Here is a 23,211-nt window from a genome sequence, read left to right on the forward strand (position 1 = left end):
GCGCGGGGGTCAGCCGGGGAGCGTGCGGGCGGCCAGGTCGCGCCAGTCGGCCCGGGTGCCTTCCTGTGTCGCCTCGGTGAACCGGGCGGCGCCGAGGTGGTGCCGTGCGGCCTGTTCGATGCGGGCCACGTCCGGTTGGGAGCGGTCCGGCAGGCCGCGCACGCGGGCGCTCGCCGCGAGCAGCCGCGCGGCCTGCTCGTACTGCTCGTCGCGCAGCGCCAGATCCGCGGTTCCGACGAGCGCCCGGGCGATCAGGGGGGCGTGCCCCGCCTCGGACGCCGCCCGAAAGGCCGCGATGCGGTGTGTGCGGGCCTCGTCGTGGTCCGTGGCGAGGTAGCCGAGGAGGTCCTGGAGTATCGCGCGGACGATCGCGCGCCCGGCGTCGTCGCCCAACAGCGCCGTCGCGAGGTCGAGTTGGCGGTGCGCCTGCGCGGCGTCGCCGTTCCAGCGTGCGAGCTCCGCCTGCGCCAGGGCCAGCTCGGCCAGCACGTTCGGCCAGGCGGCGCGTTCCGCGTACCGCTGCGCCTCGGCCATCGCGGCCGCGCTCGACTCCGCATCGCCCAACAGCCAGTACAACTGGGCCTGCAGCGACCGCATCCGTACGGCGTCCTCGATGGCACCGACCTCGGTGACGACCGCGACGGCCTGTTCGTAGTGCGCGCACGCGCCGGCGAAATCGCCGCGGACGGCGAGGCGTTCCGCCAGCTCGGTGCGGGCGAACGCGATTCCCCACCGCTCGCCGAGCGCGCGGAACTCGGTGAGCGCGGCCTCCAGATGGGCGTCGGCGTCCCGGCCGGCGTGCCCGAGCATGATCCGCGTCTTGCCGAGGTGCAGCCGGGCCATCGCGCACACCCAGGGGTCCTCGTGGGCGAGCAGCGGTTCGAGCGCCGGCAGGAACGCGTCCGGCGCGTGCAGCATGCGTTCCAGGGGGACGACGAACTCCAGCGCCGGGTGCCGGCTCCGCACCCCCCGGCTGATCGCGTAGGCCCGGTGGATCCACTCGGCCGCGCGGTACTGGTCGCCCTGCTGCCCGGAGGTCACGAACTGCACGACGAAGGCGTACACCAGGGCCCGGGTCTCGGCGGGCACCTCGCCGGGCAGCGCGACCGCCGCCATGATCAGCTCGTTGCCCTCGGCCTTGTGCCCGCCGAGCCACCAGTACCAGCCGGCGGCGGCGGCGAGCCGCATCGCCCCGTCCGCGTCGCCGGCCGCGAGCGCACCGCGCATCGCGGCGCCGATGTTGTCGTGCTCGGCGGTGAGCACGGCGAGCCATTCCAACTGGCCGGCGCGGCGCAGGTGCGGCTCCGCGGCGGCGGCGAGTTCGGTGAAGCACGCGAGGTGCGCACGGCGGGTCGGCTCCGCTTCCCCCGCCTCCGCGAGGCGCTGCTCGGCGTACTCCTTGACCGTGCCGAGCATCCGGTAGCGCGGTGCCCGGTCGCCCTCGGCGAGCACCAGGGACTTCTCGGTCAGGGCGGTCAGCAGATCGAGCACCTGACCCGTCCCGACGGCGCCGCCCGCGCAGACCCGCTCGGCCGCTTCCAGGCTCGCGCCGCCGGAGAACACCGAGAGTCTGCGCAGCACCGTCCGTTCGGCGTCGGTGAGCAGTTCCCAGCTCCAGTCGATCACCGCGCGCAGTGTCCGGTGCCGTGGCAGCGCGGTGCGGCTGCCGCCGGTCAGCAGGCGGAACCGGTCGTCGAGCCGATGGGCGAGCTGGTCGAGGGAGAGGGTGCGCGACCGGGCCGCGGCGAGTTCGATCGCCAGCGGCATGCCGTCCAGCGCCCGGCAGATGCGCGCCATGGTCGACAGGGTGCGGGCGTCCGCCACGAGGTCCTTGCGCACCGCGCCGGCCCGGCTCCGCAGCAGCCGGACGGCCGGGGAGGACGCGATCTCGTCGGGGTCGGCGTCCTCGGCGGGGAGGGCCAACGGCGCGACCGGCCACAGTGCCTCGCCGATGATGCCGAGGGGTTCCCGGCTCGTCGCGAGGATCCGCAGCCGCCGGCACTCCCCGAGCATCCGGTGGGCGAACGCCGCCGCGGACTCGATCACGTGCTCGCAGTTGTCCAGGATCAGCAACATCGCCCGGTCGCGGACCGCGGCGACGGCCCGGTCCGTGGGCTCCGCGTCCGACGGCGCCTCACCGAGCAGCGCGTCCCGCAGGCCGAGCGCGGCGAGCGTCGCATGCGCCACGTCGCCGTCCGCGCCGACGGCCGCGAGTTCCACCAGCCAGGCCCCGTCCGGCAGGTCGTCGAGCAGGGTGCGCGCGGTCTCCGTGGCGAGTCTGGTCTTTCCCGAGCCGCCCGGCCCGATCAGGGTGGTGAGCCGGTGCTCGGCGGTGAGTTCGCGGACCGCGGCGACATCGGCGTCCTTGCCGACGAAGCTGGTCAGCTCGGCGCGCACGTTGGTCCTGCGGTGCTCCGACGGGCGGCCCAACTCGCCCCGCAGCAGCGCGACATGGACGGCGGACAGCTCCGGGGAGGGGTCGACGCCGAGCGTGTTGGCCAGGTTTTCCCTGGTGCGCTGGTACACGAGCAGCGCCTCGGTGTCGCGACCGGTCGCGACGAGGGCCCGCATCAACGCGGCGACCAGCCGTTCCCGGACCGGGTGCGCGGCCACCAGGTCGGTCAGTTCCGTGACCAGGTCCCCGCCGCGGCCGAGGCCGATCTCCGCGTCGAACCGATCCTCCATGGCCGTCAGGCGCATCCCGTCGAGCCGGGTGACGGCCGCGTCGAACGCCGCGCTGTCCCGCAGACCGACGTCCTGCAGGGCCGCACCGCGCCACAGTGCGAGGGCCTCGCGCAGCCGCCGCGGATCGTCGTCGTCGCGGGCCCGGCCGACGAGGCGTTCGAACCGCACGGCGTCGACGGCGTCGGGTGCCACCGTCAGCCGGTAGCCGTTCGGCTGCCCCTCGACGGACTTCTCCGGCAGTACCTTCCGCAGCCGGGAAACCAGGCGCTGCAAGGCATTTGTCGCGTCGGCGGGCGGGTGCTCACCCCAGATCCAGTCGATGAGCGTCGCCTTCGGGACGAGGTGGCCTGCTTCGAGCGCGAGGGCGATCAGCAGTCCGCGCAGCCGGGCGCCGGGCACGTCGGTGAGGACGCCGTCCGCCGTGCGCACCTCGAATGGCCCCAGTATCCCGATCTGCACCCGGCTGATTTTGCCATGGGCGAGGGGCGCGACCCCGGCGGTTCGACGCGGCGGAGACGGTTGCCGGGCAAGGGTTTTCGGGACGCCGGCCCGGGGCACGATCCGCTGCCGGGAGACGGGCCGTCACCGGGCGCGGTCGGTGTCAGAGCCGTGTCAGCGGTGTGTCAGGGGCGTCGGCGAGCGTGACCGCACGAGCTGCCACGAAAGGACATCCGATGAGCGAAACGGTTCGCATCCCGCACGGCCTCCCCACGGAGCGCGATGCGGGCCCCTTCGACCCGCCCCGCGACCTCACCCGGCTGCGCGAGGGCCGCCCGGTCAGTCCCCTGGTCTTCCCCGACGGCCACGAGGGCTGGCTCGTCACCGGCTACGACGCGGTGCGCCAGCTCATGGCCGACACCCGCTTCAGCTCCCGCCAGGACATCGGTGTGCTGCACCTGCCGTACGAGACCCCCGGCATGCCCGCCATGACCGAACCGTCCCCGCAGGTGCCGGGCCTGTTCGTCGCCATGGACCCGCCGGACCACACCCGGCTGCGGCGCAAGCTCACCGGCGCCTTCACCGTCCGGCGCATGAAGCAACTCGAAGCGCACATCGGCGACATCGTCGAGCGCCAGCTGGACGAGATGGCGCGGCTCGCCCCGCCGGTCGACCTGGTCAAGGAGTTCGCGCTGCCGGTGCCCTCGCTGGTGATCTGCGAACTGCTCGGCGTCCCCTACGAGGACCGGGAGACCTTCCAGGCCAACTCCGCCCAGATCCTGGTCAAGGACCAGTCGCTCGAAGAGAAGATGACCGCGTACGACGGGCTGACCAGGTACCTCGCCGAACTGGTCACCCGCAAGCGGGCCGAGCCCGGCGAGGACATCCTGTCCGACCTGGCCCGCGACGAGGACCTCGCCGTCGAGGAACTGGTCGGCATCGCCTTCCTGTTGCTGCTCGCGGGGCACGAGACCACCGCCAACATGCTGGCACTGGGCACCTTCGCGCTCCTGGAGCACCCCGAGCAGCTGGCCGCACTGCGCGCCGACCCGGAACTGCTGCCGGACGCCGTCGAGGAACTCCTGCGCCACCTGTCCGTCGCCGACATCTTCTACCGCTACGCCACGGAGGACATCGAGCTCGCCGGCGAGACCATCGGCAGGGGATCGACCGTCGTCGTCGCGCTGTCGGCCGCCAACCGCGACCCCCGGCGCTTCGACGACCCCGACACCCTGGACGTCCACCGCAGGGCCCGCGGTCATCTGTCCTTCGGGCACGGCGTCCACCAGTGCCTCGGCCAGCAGCTGGCCCGGGTCGAGATGCGTGCCGGGTTCGGCGGACTGCTGCGCCGCTTCCCGACCCTCGAACTCGCCGTCCCCGCCGGCGAGGTGAGACTTCGGACCGACATGAGCATCTACGGCGTCCACGCGCTGCCGGTCACCTGGACGAAGACGGCCCGGTAGAGCCGTCGGCCGCGCGGTGAAGCCCCCGCCGGGGACGTCCGGCGGGGGCTTGTCCGTGTGCGGTGCGGGTGGGACGAGCGTCAGCGCGCGAGGCGGTCGAGGGCGGCCAGGGCGGCGGTGGGGCCGTCCTCGGCGGCGAGGTGCCGGGCGGCGGCCCGGGCCCGGGTGCGCAGGGCCGGGGTGGTGGTGGCCTCGGTGAGGGCGGCGGCGAGGCGGGCCACCGCGTCGTCGAGGGAGAGCTTCGTGGCGAGGGCGGGGAAGGGGAGGGCGGCGGTGGCGGCGCCCAGGGCGGCCAGGCGGGCGGCCCAGAAGGGCTGGTCGGCGGTGAACGGGACCGGGACCGACGGGACGCCGGCGCGCAGCGCCGCGGCGGAGGTGCCGGCGCCGCAGTGGTGCACGGCGGCGGCGACGCGCGGGAAGAGGAGGGCGTGCGGGACCGCGGCGGGGACGGTGAGGATGTCGTCGCCCGGGGAGTCGGCGGCGGTCAGGGCGGCGCTGCCGGACAGCAGGACGCCGCGGAGGCCGGCGCGGCGCAGGGCGCGGACGGCGAGGGCGCTCAGGTGCTCGGCGTCGTCGGCGGCCATGCTGCCGAAGCCGAGGGAGACCGGCGGTGGGCCGGCGTCGAGGAAGTCCTCCAGGGCGGACGGGAGTTGGGCGTCCGGGGCGTGGTGGGGCCACCAGTATCCGGTGACGTCCAGGCCGGGGCGCCAGTCGGCGGGGCGGGACACCACCAGTTCGCTGAAGCCGTGCAGGACGGGCCAGTCGGCGGCCTCGACGCGGCGGCGGACCGTCGCCGGGGTGGCCGGCGGCAGGCCCAGCCGGGTGCGCAGGGCGCGGGCGGCGCCGGTGTAGAGGCGGTCGACGACGCGGGCGGAGAAGCGGCCGGCGGTGCGGTTGCCCCAACCTCCCAGCTGCCGGCCGCCGCTGACGACGGGGGAGAAGGCGCGGGTCGGCGCGGTGGGCACGAGGTAGGCGCCGACGGACGGGATGTCCAGCGCCTCGGCGAGGTGCCAGCCGAGCGGGGCCGTGGTGGTGGTCAGCAGGAGCAGCTCGGTGTCCGGGGCGACGGCGTCGGCCATGCCGGTGCCGAGCTGTTCGACGAAGGCGGCGGCGCGGCGCATCAGGGCGCGGCGGCCGGTGGGCGTGCCGGCGGTGGCCGGCTCCCCGGGGCCGGCGGCGCGGGGGTCGGCGGGGAGGCTGCGGAAGTCCAGGCCGGCGGCGCGGACCAGCGGGGCGTGGCCGTCGTGGGTGGCGAGGGCGACCTGGTGGCCGGCGGCCCGGAGGCGGGCGCCGAGGCCGGTGTACGGGGCGATGTCGCCGTAGGAGCCGGCGGCGGCGATGAGGATGTTCATGGGATCGGCCTCGGGTCAGGGGCGGTGGTGCCGGTCGTCCGGCTCGGTGGTGGGCGCCGGGGGCGACTGGCGGACCGCGTTGGCGTGGACGGCGGTGCGCAGGTACGGGGCGAGGCCCGGCCGCTGTTCGGTGGGCGGGACGAGCAGGGCGAAGGCGCGCGGATCGGCGGCGAAGTCGTCGGCGATCCGGCCGTGCATGTCGGTGGGGCAGGGCGTGAACCACCGGGTGAGGTGGCGGCGGTGCTCCTCGGCGAGGTCCATGGCGCGCTCGCCGTCGGCCGGCTCGCCGGCGTCGAAGGCGGCGGTCAGCCGGGCCCGCCAGTCGGCGGCCTCGGCCATGATCTGCGCCCAGTCGTCCTTGGAGTGCGTGGCGGCCCGGGCCATCGAGCGGCGGTAGCCGTCGCTGTCGCGCCACTTGCGGTCCGCGTCGGTGGCGTACGTCAGGTCGAAGGCGATCTCGCCGAAGACCTCGAAGCGCTCCTGAGGGGTCAGCCGGACGCCGGTCTGCTGGACCTCCATGGCCTGCTCGGCGACCTCGACCAGGCGCTGCAGCCGGTTGATCTCCTCGGTGAGGCGGCGGTGCCGGGTACGGAGCTGGTCGAGGGCGTTGGCCTGGGGGTCCGCCAGGATCGTGGCGATCTCGTCGAGCGGGAAACCGAGCTCCCGGTAGAAGAGGATCTGCTGGAGCCGGGCGAGGTCGGCGTCGCTGTAGAGGCGGTAGCCGGCGGGGCTGCGCTCGCCGGGGCGGAGCAGGCCGGTCCTGTCGTAGTGGTGCAGGGTGCGGACGGTGACCCCGGCGAAGGCGGAGACCTGGCCTACCGGGTATCCCATGGGAGTGCGCCTTTCGGTGGTGGCGGGTGCGTGCGAGGACAGGTGGGGCGTGGTGCGCGGCGGACCGGCGCCGGGCGCCGTGTGCCGCAGGTCAAGGGTGGGGCCTGACGTGACGTGAGGGTCAAGGGCGGGCGGGCTGCGCGGGCGGTGCGGCGGCGACGGCGATCATGGACGCACGTCGGAATGCGGGCGGCCCCGTTACATTTGTCGGGAAACAGGTATTCGCTCTTGTGTGCGCATCCTGTACATCCTTGTGCACACAGGGCACATCTGCTGCGCTGGGTGCAACCGTTGCACCTGGTGAGCCAGCCGTCCGCCCGTCCGCCGCAGCCCGAGGAATCCGTGAGAGCAGCGAACACCACCGCCCGAGCCGCCTGGGGCGCCGGTGCCGTGCTGCTCGCGGCGCTGCTCGCCGTGGTGCTCGGCGCGGTGCTCGGCGGGTGCGGCGGGCCGTCGCCGCTGCTGCGGGACGAGGGCCCGGCGGTCGCGCCGACCACCCGCACCGGGCCGGTCTACGTGGCGGACACCGTCGGGCGCCCGCTGCAGCGCCCGAGCGCCCTCCCGCTCGGCGACTCCGCGCGGCTGATCGGGCTGCGCTGGGAGTCGTGGGGCGGCCCGACCGCGGTGGCCGGCGGCAGGCTCGTCGGCGACTGGTGCGCGCCGGAGTGCGTCCGCACGCCCTACCGCGCGAAGGTCACGCTGAGCGGGCTGCAGCGGCAGGAAGGGTTCGCGTACTACTCCAGCGCCGGTGTGGTCGCGCCCGAGGTGCACGGCGAGAAGGCCGCCGAGCTGGGGCGGGTGAGCCTGCACCTTCCCGACGTCCCGTAGTCCGGCCGCCCCGGGTGCCGGGGCACGGGGCTGTCCGGGACGGAGTGCACATGCCGGGGACGAGTCGAGCGACGAGAGGAACGGAGAGGGGAACGGATGGGGCTGCGCGCCAAGATCGGTATCGCGATCTCCGCCACCGCGGCGGTGGTCGCGGTCCTCGTCGGCGTGCTCGTCCACCACCACACCGTCAACGCCCAGCTCGACCTCGCCGGGCACAGCCTCGCCGGCCGGCTCCAGACCACCGTCCAGGACCGGGCGGCCGGGGTCGACACCGGGCGGGGGCTGGTCAACCCCAAGGACCTGCCGGGCCCGCTGAAGAGGCTGGTCGAGAGCGGCCGACGGGGCGTCTATCTGGAGCAGGGCGGCCGCACGCCGTATCTGTGGGCGGCGACCAAGGTGGGCCCGGACATCGTCGCGCTGAAACGCGCCTACGACCGGGAGCAGCGGACCGTCGAGGCGCTGGACCGGATCCTGTGGGTGGCCGGGGTCGCCGGCACGGCGCTGGGCTGCGTGGTCGGGCTGCTGGTCGCGCACCGGCTCGGGCGGCGGCTGACCGCCTCGGCGGCGACCGCCCAGCGGATCGCCGAGGGCGATCTGGGCGCACGTCTGCCGCGGACCGGGAACGACGAGATCGCGCAGCTCACCGCGGCGGTGAACACCATGGCGGAGACCCTGGCCGGGCGGCTGCGGGCGGAGCGCGACGTCACCGCGAACATCGCCCACGAGCTGCGGACCCCGGTCGCCGGGCTGGTCGCCGCCGCCGGGTTGCTGCCGTCGTCCCGGCCCGCCGCGATGGTCCGGGAGCGGGCCGAGCGGGTGCGCGGGCTGATGGAGGACGTGCTGGAGGTGGCCCGGCTGGACGCCCGCACGGAGGAGGCGGACCGGGAGGTGCGGCCGCTGGGGGAGCTGGTGCGGCGCGCGGTCGTGGCGTCCGGGCAGTCGGGCGGGCCCGGGAGCGGGTCGGCCGGCGCGGACCGGCTGCCCGGCGACCCGCGGCCGGTGGACGGGGCGATACGGGTGCGGGTGCTGGCGGACGGGCTGGTGGAGACCGATCCGCGGCGGGTCGAGCGGATCCTGGTCAATCTGATCAGCAACGCCCGGCGGCACGGCAGGGCGCCGGTGACCGTGGAGGTCGAGGGCGGGGTCATACGGGTGCGGGACACCGGGCCCGGTTTCCCGGCGGCGCTGCTGACCCACGGCCCGCAGCGGTTCCGGACCAGCGGCGGCCGGGGCGGGTCGGGGCTGGGTCTGGGGCTGACCATCGCCGCGGGGCAGGCGCGGGTGCTGGGGGCCGGGCTCTGCTTCGCCAATCCGCCCGGGGGCGGGGCGCAGGCCACCGTCGATCTGCGGGGGGCACTGTGCCCGAACGGGGCCGACGGGCCCGCTGCGCCCGAGGGGACGGACGGTCCCACTGGGTCGGACGGTCCTGGCGAGGCGGACGGTCCCGGCGCGGCGGATGGAGTGCACGGGCCGCGAGAGGATGCGGGGGAGACCGGGGGCCAGGGCGGGCGGTGAGCCGGCGCGGCCCGCCGCCGCCCCGGACCCGGCGCGACTCACCCCTCCGCGAAGCGGTCCTCCAGGACGGAGTTCAGCAGCGCCCGGACGTCCTCGCGGTCCAGACCCTCGGCGCGGGCGCGGTCCATCCAGGCGCGCAGCTCCTCGCGCAGGACGGCGTCGGCGGCCGAGTCGGGGCGGGCCAGGGTGCGGCTGACGAACGTGCCGAGGCCGGGCCGCGGCTCGACCAGGCCCTCGCGCTCCAGCTCGCGGTACGCCTTGAGCGTGGTGTTCGGGTTGACCTTGGTGCTGGCGGCGACCTGCGCGGCGGTCGGCAGCCGGTCGCCCTCCACCAGGATGCCCAGCCGCAGTGCCTGCTGGACCTGCTGGACGATCTGGAGGTAGGTGGCGACGCCGCTGCGGCGGTCGATCCGGAATTCGACGGCGCTCACCACCTCTCTGCCTCTGTGCGCGGTGTGTCGCGGCCGGCGGGTCCGGCTTGTGTGCCGGGGCCGCGCTGGCCGACCGCTCGATGATCGGGCCGGCCGCGACGGGTGTCAAAGCGCCTCCCGGTCGGCGCCGGGCGCCCGTTCAGAGCGGCCGCCTGCGGGCCCGCCACACCACGAACGCCAGGACCAGGGCGGTCAGCGCCAGCAGCGCGGCCGTGCCGAGCCACTGCATTCCGGCCATCTGGTCGTAGGAGAAGTACTCGGTGACGCGGTTGACGATGCCCAGTCGGGCCCGGCAGGCGTCGGGGTGGGCGTCGTGGACGCAGGTGCTGAAGCCGAAGAGCCGGCCGTCGGCGGTGGCCACCCAGTCGTCGATCCGGACCGCGTCGGAGGCCAGGTCCGGGCCGTCGCCGTTGTACGGGTAGGTGATGCTGCGCGCGGTGCCCAGCAGCGGCCGCACCTTCTCGCCCCAGACCAGGCTGACCGCCGCCGCGGTGAAGGCGGTGACCAGCATCGCCGGCACCACCCGCTTGATCAGCTTTCCGAGGGCGATGCCGACGGCGGTCAGGAAGAGGGTCTTGGCGACCAGGACCGGGCCGGTGACGTCGAACGGGCCGCTGCTGAGCCAGTCGCCCCCGACGACCAGGGAGCGGGCGGGCGTCCAGAGCCACTGGAAGACCACCGACAGCAGGGTGGTGCACGCCACCACGACCGTCAGCGGCAGGGCGAGCGTGGCGGCGAGCCAGCGACCGCGGCCCACGGACTGGGTGGTGACCAGCCGGAGGGTGCCGCGCTCCAACTCGGCGGAGATCAGCGGGGCGCCCAGGAACACCGCGACGATCACCGGCACCAGCTGGAGGAACTGGATGTCGCCGTTGAACGCCGGGCTGAACCGGGACCGGAACTCCGCCGCGAGGGCCTCGGACCCGGTGCCCTGCTCGCCGAGCAGGCCCATCAGCCCGATCCGCTGGTACGAGAAGAGCGCGCAGGCGGCGAGGGTGACGAGGATGCCGGTGAGCAGCGCGGCGCGGTGCCGGCGCCAGACCAGCCAGAGGGTGCCGCGCAGCGGTCCGGAGGCGGTGCCGCTGCTCGTTCCGGCCTCGTGGGTCGTGGTGGCGGTGCTCATGCCGCGGTCTCCTTCCGGGCCTCGTCCATGATCAGGGCGGGTGCGTCGGGGGAGCGCATGCAGGCCAGCAGGATCTCCTCCAGGCTCGGCGTCATGGCGTCCCAGGGGGCGTCGGGGGCGGCCTCCGGGCGGTCGGCGAGCGGTCCGTCGGTCCGGATCATCGCGCTGAACTGCCGCCCGCTGACCCGCGATTCGACCAGGGTGTGCCGCTCGGCCAGCTCCCTGGGGACCCGGCCGTCGACCGCCCGCCCGGTCACCAGGGTGTGCGCGGGCACCAGCGCGTCGGTCGGGCCGGCCATCCGCAGCCGGCCACCGGCCAGGACGAGGAGGTGGTCGCACATCTCCTCCACCTCGGACAGCAGGTGCGACGACATCAGGACGGTGGTGCCGTGCTCGGCGGCCTCGGCCAGCAGCAGCCCGGACAGTTCGTCCCGGGCCAGCGGGTCCAGGTCGGACATCGGCTCGTCGAGCAGCAGCAGCTCGGGGCGCTTGCCGAAGGCGAGCGCGAAGGCGACGCGGGTGCGCTGGCCGCCGGAGAGGGTGCCGACCCGGGCGGCCAGCGGCACATCGCCGGAGCGGACGATGCGCTCGGCCAGCGCCTGGTCCCAGCGCGGGTTCAGCTCGCGGCCGAGCCGGAGCGTCTCGGCGACCGTGAAGCGCGGATAGAGCGGCTTGTCCTGGGCGAGGTAGGCGACGCGGGTCAGCACGGTGGGGTCGTCGACCGGGACGCCGCCCAGCTTCAGCGTGCCGGTGGACGGCTGGATCAGGCGGGCCGCGATGCCCAGGAAGGTGCTCTTGCCGGCGCCGTTGGGGCCGACCATCGCGCAGACACGTCCGGCGGGGAGCCGGAAGGAACATTCCTGGAGCGCCCACCGTCGGCGGTACCGCTTCCACAGGTTGTCGGCCTCGATCGCCCAGGGGCCCGGGCTCCCGTCGCGCACGCTGCATCCCCCCTTTAGCTAGTTAATTAGTGGAATGAGTATGGAGAGAGGTCAGGGGCCTGTCAAAGCGGGAAGGGGTGACGGCGGCCCGCGGGGGCCGGCGAAGGGGGTTCCGCGATCGGGCCTACGGCCGGGCTACTCGGCCCCGACCAGCGGCTTTCCCATGCAGCGGCTGGACTCGTAGGTCCGGTAGTAGCCGAACTTCTCGACCATCGCATAGCCGCTGGAGGCATAGAGGGAGAGCGCCTCGGGCTGCTCGGTGCCGGTCTCCAGCACCATCCGGGTGCGGCCCGCGGCCCGGGCGTCCGCTTCGAGCGTGGCCAGGATCCGCCGGGCCAGCCCGCGGCCGCGGGCGTGCGGCACCACGAACATCCGCTTGATCTCGGCGTCGCCGGAGGCGTACCCCTCGGCGGTGTCCTCCTGGACCCGCCAGCCGCCGGTGGCCAACGGCACGCCGTCCTCGTAGGCGATCAGGTACAGCCCCAGCGGCGGGACGAACATCTCCGGTTCCAGCCGCGTCAGATCGCCGTCGCCGTAACGCCGGACGTACTCCCGCTGGACCTCTTCGTCGAGCCGGACCGCGTCGGGGTGGTCGTAGCGGACGGGGCGTATCTCCATCTCAGGAAGCGTACGGAAGCGGCGGGCGGAACGGGAGGGCGGGGCGGCGCCGACGGGACTGGAGAGGTGCCGCCCCCGGGCGGACGCCCTTCACTTGCCGACGGAGTTGGCGCACCCCAGGTTGGGAAGCAGGTGGGTGGACTGGAGGCCGCCGCCGACCCCGACCTCGCCGAGGGCGTCGACGGGGATGACCTGCGTGAGGCACGAACTGGACTGCTTGACCCCGAGCAGGCCGCTGTCCGCGTGGGAGGTGCCGGTGGCGAGGAGGCCGACGCCGCCCAGGATGGCGGCGGCCGTGGCGGCCTTGCGAAGCGTGTGCATGTCATCTCCAAGGGGGTGCTGTGGTGCGCTCTGAAGCCCGGTGACTTCATAGAGTGACGAAAGGCTAATCGGAGCGGTCCCGTGATCGCCCGGTGACGCGCCGACGCGCCCGGACCCCCGCCCGTCTCGCCGCAGGCGCGGTGGGCCCGGCCGGCGGATGCCGGGTTAGGGTGCCGGGATGCTGACCGTGACCACTGTGAACGTGAACGGGCTGCGGGCCGCGGCCAAGAAGGGCTTCGTGCCGTGGCTGGCCGGGACCGCCGCCGATGTGCTGTGCCTCCAGGAGGTGCGGGCCGAGACCGCCCAGCTGCCGGCCGAGGTGCGGGAGCCGGCCGGCTGGCACGTCGTGCACGCGCCGGCCGCCGCCAAGGGCCGGGCCGGCGTCTCGCTCTACACCCGGCGGGAGCCGGAGCGGGTGCGGGTCGGCTTCGGGTCGGCGGAGTTCGACGACAGCGGGCGGTACGTGGAGGCCGATCTCCCCGGGGTGACGGTGGCCAGCCTCTATCTGCCGTCCGGTGAGGTGGGCACCGAGCGGCAGGACGAGAAGGAACGGTTCATGGCGGAGTTCCTGCCGTACCTCGTCGGGCTGCGCGAGCGGGCCGCGGCGGACGGCCGCGAGGTGGTCGTCTGCGGCGACTGGAACATCGCCCACCGGGAGGCCGACCTGAAGAACTGGAAGGCCAACCAGAAGAAGTCCGGCTTCCTGCCGGAGGAGCGGGACTGGCTGTCCGCCGTGCTGGACGAGGCCCGGGGCGGCTACGTGGACGTCGTCCGCGGGCTGCACCCCGACACCGAGGGGCCCTATTCGTGGTGGTCCTACCGCGGGCGGGCCTTCGACAACGACGCGGGCTGGCGGATCGACTACCACCTGGCCACCGCCGGGCTGGCGGCCCGCGCCGTCAAGGCGTACGTGGAGCGGGCGGCGGCGTACGACCAGCGCTGGAGCGACCATGCGCCCGTCACGGTGACGTTCGACGTGTAGGGGGCGAGTGTCCGCGCGAGATGAGCGAGGGGCGATCGGCGGGTTCACCTGGTCGTGGGGTCGACGGAGGCGTGGTTCGCGAAGCGGATCAGCCGCGCATCGCGGTCACTGCCTTGCGTGACCTCCGTCAAGCCTGACCGTTACCTCGGTGTGACCATCGAAAAGTACGTTACTGCCCCTTTTGTGGCCGCTGCCATCCTGGCCGCCGGCGCGGGAACGGCTTCCTCCGCATCTGCGGATGCCGGCCCCAAGGCCCCGAACTTCAGGATGCATACAACGCCTTCGCAGCCCTACGGCACTGTTCTCAGCCGCATCGGCGTCAACGAACGCCAGTCTCCCAGCACCGACTCCGCCATCATCGGCAGCCTCGGATACGGCGCTCTGGTCGGCTTGCGCTGCATGGCCAAAGCCGAGGAAGTCGAAGGCAACAGGTTCTGGTTCCGACTCCGTGACCGGGATGCATGGATTCCGGCCCGGTACGTCAAGGGCACCGGGCACGTCGAGTGGTGCCAGGAGGCGGACGGCGGCACCTCCAGCAAGGACGAGGCGGAAGGCGTCTCCGACAAGGGTGCCGGTGACGCCTCCGGCAGGGGGAGCGACGGCGTCTCCGACAAGGGTGCCGGTGACGCCTCCGGCAGGGGGAGCGACGGCCTCTCCGACAAGGGCGCGGACGACGCCTCCAGCAAGGGCACCGACGCCACCTCCGGTAAGGGCACCGACGGCACCTCCAGCAAGGGCGCGGACGGCACCTCCAGCAAGGGCACCGACGGCACCTCCAGCAAGGGCACCGACGGCACCTCCAGCAAGGGCGCGGACGGCACTACCGGCAAGCGCCCCGACCGTACCTCCGGCAAGCGCCCCGACCGTACCTCCGGCAAGCGCGCCGACCGCACCTCCGGCAAGCGCGCCGTCGACAGGCAGGCTTCGGACGATGAGTGGGAGGTCACCTACTGAGGGGGACCACCTGGCCACCGCCGGGCTGGCGGCCCGCGCCGTCAAGGCGTACGTGGAGCGGGCGGCGGCGTACGACCGGCGCTGGAGCGACCATGCGCCGGTGACGGTGGTGTACGAGGCGTAGCCGCCTGCCGCGCCCGCTGGGCCGCGGGCGTCTACTCCGCCTGTTCCGGGCGCGGTGCCGGCTTCGGTCCGGTGTTCCGGTCGCCGCCCAGCAGGCTCTCCAGTTCCGCGCGGATGCGGCGGTCCATGGCCATGGAGAGCTCGGCTTCGACGACGCCCTTGGCGAGCGGGCGGAGGTTCTCGACGGCCTCGGTGGCCCGGGGGAGGTCCCCGAGCGTCGGGACGAGGTGGCTGCGTATGAGGGTGGTGAAGAGGTCGGCGAGGGCGTCGGCGTGGGCGCGGACCCGGCCGCCGGCCTCCAGCACCGCGGCGAGCGGGATGCCCTGGGCGATGAGGTTGGTGGAGGCGTCCAGCAGGCGGCGGCTGATGTGCACGAACTCGTCGCCGTCCACGGCCAGATAGCCCAGGGCGAGCGAGGCCGTGAGGTTCTCCGGGGTGACCTCGCCGCTGAAGTGGTCGGCCAGCTCCTCGGGGGTGAGGCGGACCGGGGTCTCCTCGGACCAGGGGGTCAGCAGCGGGCTGGGCAGGCCGAGGAGTTCGCCGACGTCGCGGCCGGTCTCGAAGGCGGTGAGCAGCTCGGCGATCCCGCCGAGGGTGTGGCCGCGCTCCAGGAGGGCGGCGATGGTGCGCAGGCGGGCGAGGTGGTGCTCGTCGTACCAGGCGATCCGGCCCTCCCGGCGGGGCGGCGGGAGGAGCTTGCGCTCGCGGTAGAAGCGCAGGGTGCGGACGGTGATGCCGGCCTCCCGGGCCAGGTCGGCCATGCGGAACTCGCGTTGCTTCAGGGGGCCTTCGGAAGGCACGGGGGTGCCGCCCCCCTGCTCGGCGCGGGTGTCCGCGGGCCGGGGGTGGTCCTGGGGGTTCTGCGCTGCCGCCTGGTCTGCCACGGGGCCAGCCTATGCGGGGCGGTGCGAGGGGGCGCCGCGTATGACCGAAGGTAACTTCCCGTCGCCCGACCCCTACCGCTCGGTACGCAACTGCCCTACGCTCCAACCGTGCCAATCGTGCCAGTGATTGCTGGCACGGTTTGGGGACGGTGAAGCGTCGACTCGGGAGGTGGCGGCGGCATGGCCGACGACGGGCAGCGGCATGTGCGGGTGGCGGTGATCGGATCGGGGTTCGGCGGCCTGGGGGCCGCCGTACGGCTGCGGCGTGCGGGGATCACCGACTTCGTGATCCTGGAGCGGGCGGACTCGGTGGGCGGAACCTGGCGGGACAACAGTTATCCGGGGTGCGCCTGCGACGTGCCCTCGCACCTGTACTCGTTCTCGTTCGCCCCCAATCCGCAGTGGCCGCGCAACTTCAGCGGGCAGCCGCACATCCGGGCGTACCTGGAGCGGGTGACGGACACCTTCGGGCTGCGGCCGCACCTCCGCTTCAACGCCGAGGTGCGCGCGATGCGTTGGGACGGCGAGGAGCTGCGGTGGGAGATCGACACCGCCGCGGGGTCGTTCACCGCCGACGTGGTGGTGTCGGCCACCGGGCCGCTCTCCGACCCGCGGATCCCCGACATCCCGGGGCTGGCGGACTTCCCCGGCAAGGTCTTCCACTCGGCGCGCTGGGACCACGACTACGACCTGCGGGGCAAGCGGGTCGCCATGGTGGGAACCGGTGCCTCGGCGATCCAGATCGTGCCGGCGATCCAGCCGGAGGTCGACAGGCTGACGGTGTTCCAGCGGACGCCGCCGTGGGTGATGCCGCGGGCCGACCGGCGGATCACCGGGGCGGAGCGGTGGCTGCACACCAGGGTGCCGGCCACCCGCCAGCTTCGCCGCCAACTCCTTTGGGGAATACGGGAGTTGCAGGTCGGCGCGTTCACCAAGCGGCCGGGCGAGCTGGGGCTGATCGAGTCCCTCGCCAAGTCGCACATGCGCAAGGCGATTAAGGACCCGGCGCTGCAGGCCCGGCTGACGCCCGACTACCGCATCGGCTGCAAGCGGATCCTGCTGTCCAACGCCTGGTACCCGGCGCTGGCCCGGCCCAACGTGGACGTGGTGACCTCCGGACTGCGCGAGATCCGCGGCAACGTCCTGGTCGCGACGGACGGCAGCGAGGCCGAGGTGGACGCCGTCATCTTCGGGACCGGCTTCCACGTCACGGACATGCCGATCGCGCAGCGGGTCACCGGGGCGCGCGGCACCACCCTGGCGGAGGAGTGGAAGGACGGCATGGCGGCGCTGCGCGGCACCAGCGCGGCCGGCTTCCCCAACTTCCTCACCATCATCGGGCCCAACACCGGCCTGGGGAACAGCTCGATGATCCTGATGATCGAGGCGCAGCTGAACTACCTCGTCGACTTCATGCGCCAGCTGGACGTCCTCGGCGACCGGACCGCGCTGGACGCCCGGCGGTCCGCGGTCGACGGATGGACCCGCACCATCCAGGAGCGGATGCGGCGCACGGTGTGGAACACCGGCGGCTGCGACAGCTGGTACCTGGACGCCAGCGGGCGGAACACCACCGCCTGGCCGGGCACCACCTCGGAGTTCCGCCGGGCGACCCGGCAGGTGGACCTCGCCGAGTACCGGGTGGTCCGACCGGCGCAGCGGCAACCGGACGACGGGCCGACCCCCGCCGCCGGCCGGGCCACCGCCGAGGAGGTGGTGGCATGAAGCGGCCGGCACACGCCACCCGGGGCCGCTACGCCCCGCCGGTGCCCCACAGGACGCTGGACGTCACCTCCGCCGACGGGTCGCGGCTGTACGCCGAGGTCCACGGGCCCGAGGGTGCCCCGGCGGTGGTCCTCTCGCACGGCTGGACCTGCTCGACCGCGTTCTGGGCGCCGGTCGTCCGGGAACTGGCCGACACCCACAAGGTGGTGGTCTACGACCAGCGGGGGCACGGGCGCAGCCCGGCCGTCCCGCCCGCCGGCTACAGCACCCGCGCGCTCGCCGACGACCTGGTCGCCGTCCTGGAGCAGAGCCTGGCCCCCGGTGAGCGGGCCGTCGTCGGCGGGCATTCCATGGGCGGGATGACGATCATGGCCGCCGCCGAGCGGCCCGAGCTGCGCGCCCGGGCCGCGGCCGCCCTGCTGTGCAGCACCGGCTGCGCCGACCTGGCCGCCGAGTCCCGGGTGTTCCCGCTGCCCTCGCCCGGCGGTCGCCGCCTGGCGCACCGGCTGCTGCTGGGCTCGCGCGCCCCGCTCGGCCCGGTCTCCCCGGTCGCCAAGTGGGCCCTGCGCTACGCCACGATGGGCGGCGGGTCGAGCGCCGAGCAGATAGAGGCGTGCGCGCGGATCGTGCACGCCTGCCCGATCGACGTCCGGGCCCGCTGGGGCATGGTGCTCTACCACCTCCAACTCACCCGCGGCGTCAGCCGGTTGGAGGTGCCGACCGCGGTCCTGGCGGGCACCGCGGACCGGCTCACCCCGTTCGTGCACGCCCGGCGGCTGGCCTCCGTCCTCCCGCGGTGCGAAGGGCTGACCGAGCTGCCCGGGCTCGGCCACATGACCCCCGTCGAGGCCCCCGACGCGGTCGCCGGGCGGCTGCGGGAACTCGTCCGCGACCATCTGGCCGCCACCCCGTCCTCCCGGGACGAGCGGCCGGCGAGGCGGCAGAAGAAGGAGAAGGCGGCATGAACGGAAGCAAGCTCGACGGGCAGGTCGTGGTCGTCACCGGCGCGGCGCGCGGGGTCGGGGCGCTGCTGGCCCGCAAGCTCTCGGCGCGCGGGGCGACGCTGGCGCTGATCGGCCTGGAACCCGACGAACTGCGCGAGGTCGCGGCCTCGTTGCACGGCCCGGCCCACCACTGGCACGCCGACGTCACCGACCACGAGGCGATGGCCCGGGTGGCGAAGGAGGTCAAGCTCCGCTTCGGGAAGGTCGATGTGGTGGTCGCCAACGCCGGCGTGGCGACCGGCGGTCCGCTGCTGGACTCCGACCCGGTGGCCTGGCGGCGGGTCATCGAGGTCAATCTGATCGGCGGCGCGGTCACCGGGCGGGCGTTCCTGCCGGTGCTGATGGAATCCCGCGGCTACTTCCTGCAGATCGCCTCGCTCGCGGCGATCACGCCGGCGCCGATGATGAGCGCGTACTGCGCCTCCAAGTCGGGCGTGGAGGCGTTCGCGCACAGCCTGCGCGCCGAGGTCGGCTACAAGGGCGTCCGGGTCGGCGTCGGGTACCTGAGCTGGACCGACACCGACATGGTGCGCGGCGCCGACCGGGAGGACCTGATGCGGGAGTTGCGCGCCCGGCTGCCCTGGCCGGCCAACAAGACCTATCCGCTGGGCCCGGCGGTGGACCGGCTGGTGGCCGGCATCGAGCGCCGCTCCGCGCACGTCTACGCGCAGTGGTGGCTGCGCGGGATGCAGTCGGTGCGCGGCTGTCTGCCGTCGCTCATCGGGACGGTGGGGCAGCGCGAGATGCGGCGGTTCGAGGGCCGGCTCGACGGGTTCCGGCCCGGTCTGGTCGGCGCGGGCGGCGAGGCGGACGAGAGGGCCCGGGTGAGCGGGTAGCGGGGCCGGGGGCGGGGTGGGATCGAGCCCGGGAGCCGGCCACGGAGAGTGCCCGATTGTGATCGAAATGCGACGAATGTCGGTTCGTGTCACGCTTGTCGAGCCCGATTCCCGACACCCCCACAGGAGTGAACAGCATGGGCATCGAAGACCAGTTCAAGGACAAGGCGCAGCAGCTCAAGGACGAGGCCAAGCGGCGGGCCCAACAGGGCCAGGAGCGCGGCCGCGAGCAGGGCCAGGAGCGCGGCCGGCAGGCCCAGGAGCGCGGTAAGCAGGGCCAGGAGCGGGGTCAGCAGGCCCGCGAGCGCGGCCAGCAGTCGCTGGACGACGCGGAGGACCGCTACCAGAGCTGACGCGACGACGTCCGTCCGTGCGTGACGGGCGTCCGACGTCCTGAACGAGGGTCGTTCGTCCTCGTGGAGGGGCGCATCCGGATCCGGATGCGCCCCTTCGTCGTGCGCTCCTTCGTGCCGTCGTGCGCCCCCTTCGTGCCGTCGTCGGCCTTCGTACCGGCGCCAACGGGGGCCTCGACGGAGTGTGGTCAACGGGGCGTGGGCAGTGGTCAGTCGGTGCCGCGCGGCGGGAGCGGCGGACGCCTTCGGTCCGGGACGTCGGAGAGGTTCGGCGGGTCCGCCGCGGGATGCCGCTCCAGGAGTTCCAGCGCGGTGCGCACCGCGACGCCGAGCTGCGGGTGCTGGCCCTCCGCCCAGTGCAGCGGCGAACGCAGCGCCTCGATGTCCACCTCGACGCCGTGGTTCTCCACCCCCCAGCCGTAGAGGTGGAACCACGCGGCGTTCATCGGCACGGTGATCTGGGTGCCGTCGGCGAGCCGGTGCCGGCCGGTCATGCCGACCACCCCGCCCCACGTCCGGGTCCCGACCACCGGCCCGATGCCCTGCAGTTTGAACGCCGCGGTGATCATGTCGCCGTCGGACGAGGTCATCTCGTCGGCGAGGGCGACCACCGGGCCGCGCGGCGCGTTGCTGGTGTACGACACCGGCTCGGCGTCCCGGGTCAGGTCCCAGCCCATGATGGTCCGGGTCAGCTTCTCGATGACCAGCTCGGAGATGTTGCCGCCGGCGTTGCCGCGGACGTCCACGATCAGCGCGGGCATCGCGACCTCCCGCCGCAGGTCGCGGTTGAACTGCGCCCAGCCCGAGCCGCCCATGTCCGGGATGTGGAGATAGCCGCACCGGCCGTCGCTCAACTCCCGCACCACGGCGCGCCGTTTGGCCACCCAGTCCTGGTAGCGCAGCGGCCGCTCGTCCACCAGCGGGACCACCGCGACCCGGCGGGCGTGGCCGTTGCCGGTCCCCTCGACCTCGTCGACGGGGCCCGAAGGGTCTTCCCCCGGGTCTTCCCCTGAAGGGCGGTGGGCGACGGGCGGGCCGAAGGTCAGTTCCACGGTCGTGCCGCCGGCCGCGGCCAGCAGCGGGTACGGGCCGGCCACCGGGTCCACCGGGCGCCCGTCGACATGGGTGAGCGCGCTGCCCTCGCGGACGCCCGTGCCGGCCAGCGGCGAGCGGGCCTTGGAGTCCGAGGACTCGCCGGGCAGGATCCGTCGGACCACCCAACGGCCGTCCCGGCGCACGAAGTTGGCGCCGAGCAGCCCGATCGGGCGCTGGTAGTGCGGCGGCCCCTCGTTGCGTCGGGCGCCGGTGACATAGGCGTGCGAGGTGCCCAGCTCGCCCAGCACCTCGCGCAGCAGGTCGGCGAACTCGTCGGGGCTGGCGACCCGTTCGAGCAGCGGCCGGTACTGCGCCAGCACCTCGTCCCAGTCGATCCCGCACAGCTTCGGGTCCCAGAAGTACGCCCGGACGATCCGGCCGGCCTCCTCGAACGCCTGCCGCCACTCCGCCCCGGGATCGACGTCGTGCAGGATCCGCCGCAGGTCCAGATAGACCGTGGAGTCGCTGTCCGCCGGCTCGGTCGCGGGCACCGCGCGCAGCTCGCCCTCGTCGTTGACGACCAGCCGGGTGCCGTCGCCGCTGAGCGCGAACCCGTCCAGGGAGCTGCTGAGTTCGGTGCGCCGCGCCTTGACCAGGTCGAAGTGCTCCAGGGTGGGCCGGCCCGAGGTGTCGGCCGGGTTGGCGAAGGTCTCGCCCAGCGCCCCGGAGATCGGCCAGCGCAGCCACACCAGCCCACCGCCGCCGACCGGCTGCAGCGAGGAGTACTTCGAGGCGGCGACCGGGAACGGCGTGACGCGGTTGGCCAGCCCCTCGACCTCCACCAGCACCGGCCCCTCCCCGGACGGGGGAGGGTTCTCGTCCGGGTCCAGCCCGCCGGCCGCCGGCCGCCCCTCCGGGGACAGCGCGAACGGGGACGGCGTCGCCGACGACAGCGGGACGAGATAGGGGCGGCAGCCCAGCGGGAACGACAGATCGCCGGTGTGCACGTCGTAGACCGGGTCGAAGCCGCGCCAGGACAGGAACGCGAGATAGCGGCCGTCCCGGGTGAACACCGGCTGCTCGTCCTCGAAACGGCCGTTGGTGACGTCCACGACGTGCCCGTCGGACAGCCGGGCCATGCTGATCTTGCGCAGTGAACGGCCGATGCCCGGGTGCGACCAGGTCAGCCAGCGGGAGTCGGGGGAGAAGGCCAGGTCGCGGACCGGGCCGTTGGCGGACCGGGTCAGCTCGGTGACCGGTTCGGCCGGGCCGCCCGCCGGGCCGCTCCCCGGTTCCTCCGGCGCGCCGGTCTCCACCAGCAGCAGCCGCCCGTCGTGGGTGGCCACCGCCAGCCGCTCGCCGTCCGGCGCGGGGACCAGCTCGTGCACCCGGCCCAGCGCCCCGGCCGCCAGCCGGCGCGGCGTGCCCGGCCCGCTGGCCCGCGGCAGATTGGCGATCTCGACGGCGTCCTCGCCCTCGGCGTCCGTCACATACGCGATCCGCCCGGTGGCGCCCAGCATCACCGGCAGCCGGACCCGTACGCCCGGGGTGTCGTGGATCGTGCGGGCCGGGCCGTCGCGGTGGGTGAGCCAGTACAGGCTGCCGCGGACCCCCACCGCGCTGGCCCGCCCGGTGGTGTCCACCGCCAGCCCGGTGACGTTCGAGGCGGCCGGGACCTGGTAGCCGCGGCGGCCGGCCCGCGGACCGCCCAGCCGCACCGCGAGCTTCCGCGGCACCGCGTCCGGGCCCAGGTCGTCGATCAGCCAGAGGTCGCCGGCGCACTGGTAGACGATCCGGGAACCGTCGGTCGAGGCGTGCCGGGCGTAGAAGTCGGGATGGTCGCTGTGCCGGCGCAGATCGGTGCCGTCCGGCAGGCAGGAGTAGACGTTGCCGACGCCCTCGTGGTCGGAGAGGAAGGCGATCCGGCCGCCGGTGAACATCACCGAGTCCAGGTGCCCGCACAGATCCGGCAGCAGCCGGGTGCCGTGCAGCCACATCCGGCCCATCGCCCCGCCCCGATAGCGCTTCCAGGACGCCGGCTCGTGCGGCGGCTTGCCGCTGAGCAGCAGGGTGCGGCGCTCCCCGTCGACGTCGGCCAGCGCGATGTGGGCGACCGGCCCCCAGGGCAGCTGCCCGCCCGGGCTGCCGTCGGTGGGCAGGCTGTACGCCCAGGAGTAGTACGAGAACGGCTGGCCGTGCGAGGACACCGCGAGGATCTGCGACTGGCCCTCGTGGTCCGGCGGCGTCCAGCCGCAGACCCGGGCGTCGGTGCTGCCCCAGTACGTCAGCCGCCGGGCCGGGCCGCCCGCCACCGGCACGAGGTGGATCTCCGGGTCGAGGCTGCGCCAGCTGGTGAAGGCGATCCGGGTGCCGTCGGGGGAGAACCGCGGGTGCCCGACCCGGGTCCGGTCCACGGTCAGCCGCCAGGCCCGGCCCGGCTCCGCGCCGTCCGGCGCGAGCGGCGCCAGCCACAGGTCGTCCTCGGCGGCGAAGCAGAGCAGGTCGCCGTGGAGATGCGGATACCGCAGATACGCCTCGGGTGCATCGCTCACGCCCCCATGGTTTCGGCGCCGCGGGTGGGCGGCAACTCGGCCTGGCCGGACGGCCCCGCTCCGCTCACCCGTGCCTCATCCGCGAACGGAAACGGTCACGTCCGGCCGGTGACGAACGGCAGCGACGCGTACCGGCGCACGTACGAGCCGCCCGCGCAGCACCTTGCGGCCGGCCGGGACGGTGCGGGCGTGCAGCGTGGTGTCGGCGGTGACGGTG

20 protein-coding genes are annotated in these 23,211 nt (G+C 74.2%); 10 read left to right on the top strand and 10 right to left on the bottom strand.

Annotated features, from left to right (window positions below; translation table 11 throughout):
- Window positions 1–9: 9 nt before the first annotated feature.
- Window positions 10–3,144, bottom strand: a complete 3,135-nt coding sequence (locus SNOUR_RS23455; RefSeq protein WP_067350450.1) for an AfsR/SARP family transcriptional regulator — start codon at window positions 3,142–3,144, stop codon at window positions 10–12.
- 215 nt (window positions 3,145–3,359) lie between these two features.
- On the opposite strand from SNOUR_RS23455, the gene SNOUR_RS23460 reads away from it, so the two are divergent.
- The gene (locus tag SNOUR_RS23460) at window positions 3,360–4,586 is read left to right on the top strand and encodes a cytochrome P450 (protein ID WP_067350452.1); all 1,227 of its coding nucleotides are present in this window, start codon (window positions 3,360–3,362) and stop codon (window positions 4,584–4,586) included.
- Window positions 4,587–4,666: 80 nt separating this feature from the next.
- On the opposite strand, the gene SNOUR_RS23465 is transcribed toward SNOUR_RS23460, so the two are convergent.
- A complete protein-coding gene (locus SNOUR_RS23465; RefSeq protein ID WP_067350454.1) occupies window positions 4,667–5,938 on the bottom strand; it encodes a glycosyltransferase in 1,272 nt (423 codons plus the stop codon).
- A 15-nt stretch (window positions 5,939–5,953) separates the two neighbouring features.
- Window positions 5,954–6,769 (bottom strand): MerR family transcriptional regulator, encoded by an 816-nt coding sequence (locus SNOUR_RS23470; RefSeq protein ID WP_067350456.1) that lies wholly within the window; start codon window positions 6,767–6,769, stop codon window positions 5,954–5,956.
- A gap of 342 nt (window positions 6,770–7,111) precedes the next feature.
- Here SNOUR_RS23470 and SNOUR_RS23475 point away from each other — a divergent pair, with 342 nt between their 5' ends.
- Window positions 7,112–7,597 (top strand): hypothetical protein, encoded by a 486-nt coding sequence (locus SNOUR_RS23475; RefSeq protein ID WP_067350459.1) that lies wholly within the window; start codon window positions 7,112–7,114, stop codon window positions 7,595–7,597.
- A gap of 96 nt (window positions 7,598–7,693) precedes the next feature.
- Window positions 7,694–9,112: a sensor histidine kinase gene (locus SNOUR_RS23480; RefSeq protein WP_079142849.1), complete on the top strand. Its 1,419-nt coding sequence runs from the start codon at window positions 7,694–7,696 to the stop codon at window positions 9,110–9,112.
- Window positions 9,113–9,150: 38 nt separating this feature from the next.
- Here SNOUR_RS23480 and SNOUR_RS23485 read toward each other — a convergent pair whose 3' ends face one another.
- From SNOUR_RS23485 to SNOUR_RS23505, 5 genes are all read right to left on the bottom strand, one after another.
- Entirely contained in the window at window positions 9,151–9,546 is a 396-nt protein-coding gene (locus SNOUR_RS23485) for a GntR family transcriptional regulator (protein WP_067350462.1), read from the bottom strand.
- 136 nt (window positions 9,547–9,682) lie between these two features.
- Window positions 9,683–10,666, bottom strand: a complete 984-nt coding sequence (locus SNOUR_RS23490; RefSeq protein ID WP_067350465.1) for an ABC-2 membrane transporter-related protein — start codon at window positions 10,664–10,666, stop codon at window positions 9,683–9,685.
- Window positions 10,663–11,607: an ABC transporter ATP-binding protein gene (locus tag SNOUR_RS23495; protein WP_067350467.1), complete on the bottom strand. Its 945-nt coding sequence runs from the start codon at window positions 11,605–11,607 to the stop codon at window positions 10,663–10,665. Before SNOUR_RS23495 ends, SNOUR_RS23490 begins: the two co-directional genes overlap by 4 nt.
- 135 nt (window positions 11,608–11,742) lie before the next feature.
- Window positions 11,743–12,225, bottom strand: a complete 483-nt coding sequence (locus SNOUR_RS23500; protein WP_067350470.1) for a GNAT family N-acetyltransferase — start codon at window positions 12,223–12,225, stop codon at window positions 11,743–11,745.
- A gap of 90 nt (window positions 12,226–12,315) precedes the next feature.
- Entirely contained in the window at window positions 12,316–12,546 is a 231-nt protein-coding gene (locus SNOUR_RS23505; RefSeq protein WP_067350472.1) for a hypothetical protein, read from the bottom strand.
- Window positions 12,547–12,724: 178 nt separating this feature from the next.
- Here SNOUR_RS23505 and SNOUR_RS23510 point away from each other — a divergent pair, with 178 nt between their 5' ends.
- The 3 genes from SNOUR_RS23510 (at window position 12,725) to SNOUR_RS46305 (ending at window position 14,606) form a co-directional block, all read left to right on the top strand.
- Window positions 12,725–13,528, top strand: coding sequence for an exodeoxyribonuclease III (locus tag SNOUR_RS23510; RefSeq protein ID WP_067350474.1), 804 nt, complete (start codon window positions 12,725–12,727; stop codon window positions 13,526–13,528).
- Window positions 13,529–13,795: 267 nt separating this feature from the next.
- On the top strand, window positions 13,796–14,482 hold the full coding sequence (locus tag SNOUR_RS47495; protein WP_067350477.1) for an SH3 domain-containing protein: 687 nt from the start codon (window positions 13,796–13,798) through the stop codon (window positions 14,480–14,482).
- Window positions 14,460–14,606: a hypothetical protein gene (locus tag SNOUR_RS46305; protein ID WP_159425903.1), complete on the top strand. Its 147-nt coding sequence runs from the start codon at window positions 14,460–14,462 to the stop codon at window positions 14,604–14,606. Before SNOUR_RS47495 ends, SNOUR_RS46305 begins: the two co-directional genes overlap by 23 nt.
- A 31-nt stretch (window positions 14,607–14,637) precedes the next feature.
- Here the strand turns inward: SNOUR_RS46305 and SNOUR_RS23520 are convergent, their stop codons facing one another.
- Complete coding sequence (locus SNOUR_RS23520; RefSeq protein WP_067350479.1) at window positions 14,638–15,366, bottom strand: MerR family transcriptional regulator; 729 nt, start codon at window positions 15,364–15,366, stop codon at window positions 14,638–14,640.
- Between the two features lie 303 nt (window positions 15,367–15,669).
- Here SNOUR_RS23520 and SNOUR_RS23525 point away from each other — a divergent pair, with 303 nt between their 5' ends.
- The 4 genes from SNOUR_RS23525 (at window position 15,670) to SNOUR_RS23540 (ending at window position 19,407) form a co-directional block, all read left to right on the top strand.
- Window positions 15,670–17,214, top strand: coding sequence for a flavin-containing monooxygenase (locus SNOUR_RS23525; RefSeq protein ID WP_067350482.1), 1,545 nt, complete (start codon window positions 15,670–15,672; stop codon window positions 17,212–17,214).
- Window positions 17,211–18,179: an alpha/beta fold hydrolase gene (locus SNOUR_RS23530; RefSeq protein ID WP_067350485.1), complete on the top strand. Its 969-nt coding sequence runs from the start codon at window positions 17,211–17,213 to the stop codon at window positions 18,177–18,179. Before SNOUR_RS23525 ends, SNOUR_RS23530 begins: the two co-directional genes overlap by 4 nt.
- Window positions 18,176–19,054 (top strand): SDR family oxidoreductase, encoded by an 879-nt coding sequence (locus SNOUR_RS23535; RefSeq protein WP_067350493.1) that lies wholly within the window; start codon window positions 18,176–18,178, stop codon window positions 19,052–19,054. Before SNOUR_RS23530 ends, SNOUR_RS23535 begins: the two co-directional genes overlap by 4 nt.
- A gap of 137 nt (window positions 19,055–19,191) precedes the next feature.
- A complete protein-coding gene (locus SNOUR_RS23540) occupies window positions 19,192–19,407 on the top strand; it encodes a hypothetical protein (RefSeq protein WP_067350496.1) in 216 nt (71 codons plus the stop codon).
- Between the two features lie 209 nt (window positions 19,408–19,616).
- Here the strand turns inward: SNOUR_RS23540 and SNOUR_RS23545 are convergent, their stop codons facing one another.
- The gene (locus SNOUR_RS23545; protein WP_067350498.1) at window positions 19,617–22,994 is read right to left on the bottom strand and encodes a S41 family peptidase; all 3,378 of its coding nucleotides are present in this window, start codon (window positions 22,992–22,994) and stop codon (window positions 19,617–19,619) included.
- Window positions 22,995–23,211: the final 217 nt, after the last annotated feature.

The sequence above is a fragment of the Streptomyces noursei ATCC 11455 genome (assembly GCF_001704275.1).
Taxonomy (GTDB): domain Bacteria; phylum Actinomycetota; class Actinomycetes; order Streptomycetales; family Streptomycetaceae; genus Streptomyces; species Streptomyces noursei.

Excerpts from the sequence above, each read along its gene's own strand:
- SNOUR_RS23530 (WP_067350485.1), top strand. The coding sequence starts at position 17,211 with ATGAAGCGGCCGGCACACGCCACCCGGGGCCGCTACGCCCCGCCGGTG.
- SNOUR_RS23465 (WP_067350454.1), bottom strand. The coding sequence starts at position 5,938 with ATGAACATCCTCATCGCCGCCGCCGGCTCCTACGGCGACATCGCCCCG.
- SNOUR_RS23460 (WP_067350452.1), top strand. The coding sequence starts at position 3,360 with ATGAGCGAAACGGTTCGCATCCCGCACGGCCTCCCCACGGAGCGCGAT.
- SNOUR_RS23500 (WP_067350470.1), bottom strand. The coding sequence starts at position 12,225 with ATGGAGATACGCCCCGTCCGCTACGACCACCCCGACGCGGTCCGGCTC.
- SNOUR_RS47495 (WP_067350477.1), top strand. The coding sequence starts at position 13,796 with ATGCATACAACGCCTTCGCAGCCCTACGGCACTGTTCTCAGCCGCATC.
- SNOUR_RS23505 (WP_067350472.1), bottom strand. The coding sequence starts at position 12,546 with ATGCACACGCTTCGCAAGGCCGCCACGGCCGCCGCCATCCTGGGCGGC.
- SNOUR_RS23540 (WP_067350496.1), top strand. The coding sequence starts at position 19,192 with ATGGGCATCGAAGACCAGTTCAAGGACAAGGCGCAGCAGCTCAAGGAC.
- SNOUR_RS23535 (WP_067350493.1), top strand. The coding sequence starts at position 18,176 with ATGAACGGAAGCAAGCTCGACGGGCAGGTCGTGGTCGTCACCGGCGCG.
- SNOUR_RS46305 (WP_159425903.1), top strand. The coding sequence starts at position 14,460 with ATGAGTGGGAGGTCACCTACTGAGGGGGACCACCTGGCCACCGCCGGG.
- SNOUR_RS23520 (WP_067350479.1), bottom strand. The coding sequence starts at position 15,366 with ATGGCCGACCTGGCCCGGGAGGCCGGCATCACCGTCCGCACCCTGCGC.
- SNOUR_RS23510 (WP_067350474.1), top strand. The coding sequence starts at position 12,725 with ATGCTGACCGTGACCACTGTGAACGTGAACGGGCTGCGGGCCGCGGCC.
- SNOUR_RS23525 (WP_067350482.1), top strand. The coding sequence starts at position 15,670 with ATGGCCGACGACGGGCAGCGGCATGTGCGGGTGGCGGTGATCGGATCG.
- SNOUR_RS23490 (WP_067350465.1), bottom strand. The coding sequence starts at position 10,666 with ATGAGCACCGCCACCACGACCCACGAGGCCGGAACGAGCAGCGGCACC.
- SNOUR_RS23480 (WP_079142849.1), top strand. The coding sequence starts at position 7,694 with ATGGGGCTGCGCGCCAAGATCGGTATCGCGATCTCCGCCACCGCGGCG.
- SNOUR_RS23470 (WP_067350456.1), bottom strand. The coding sequence starts at position 6,769 with ATGGGATACCCGGTAGGCCAGGTCTCCGCCTTCGCCGGGGTCACCGTC.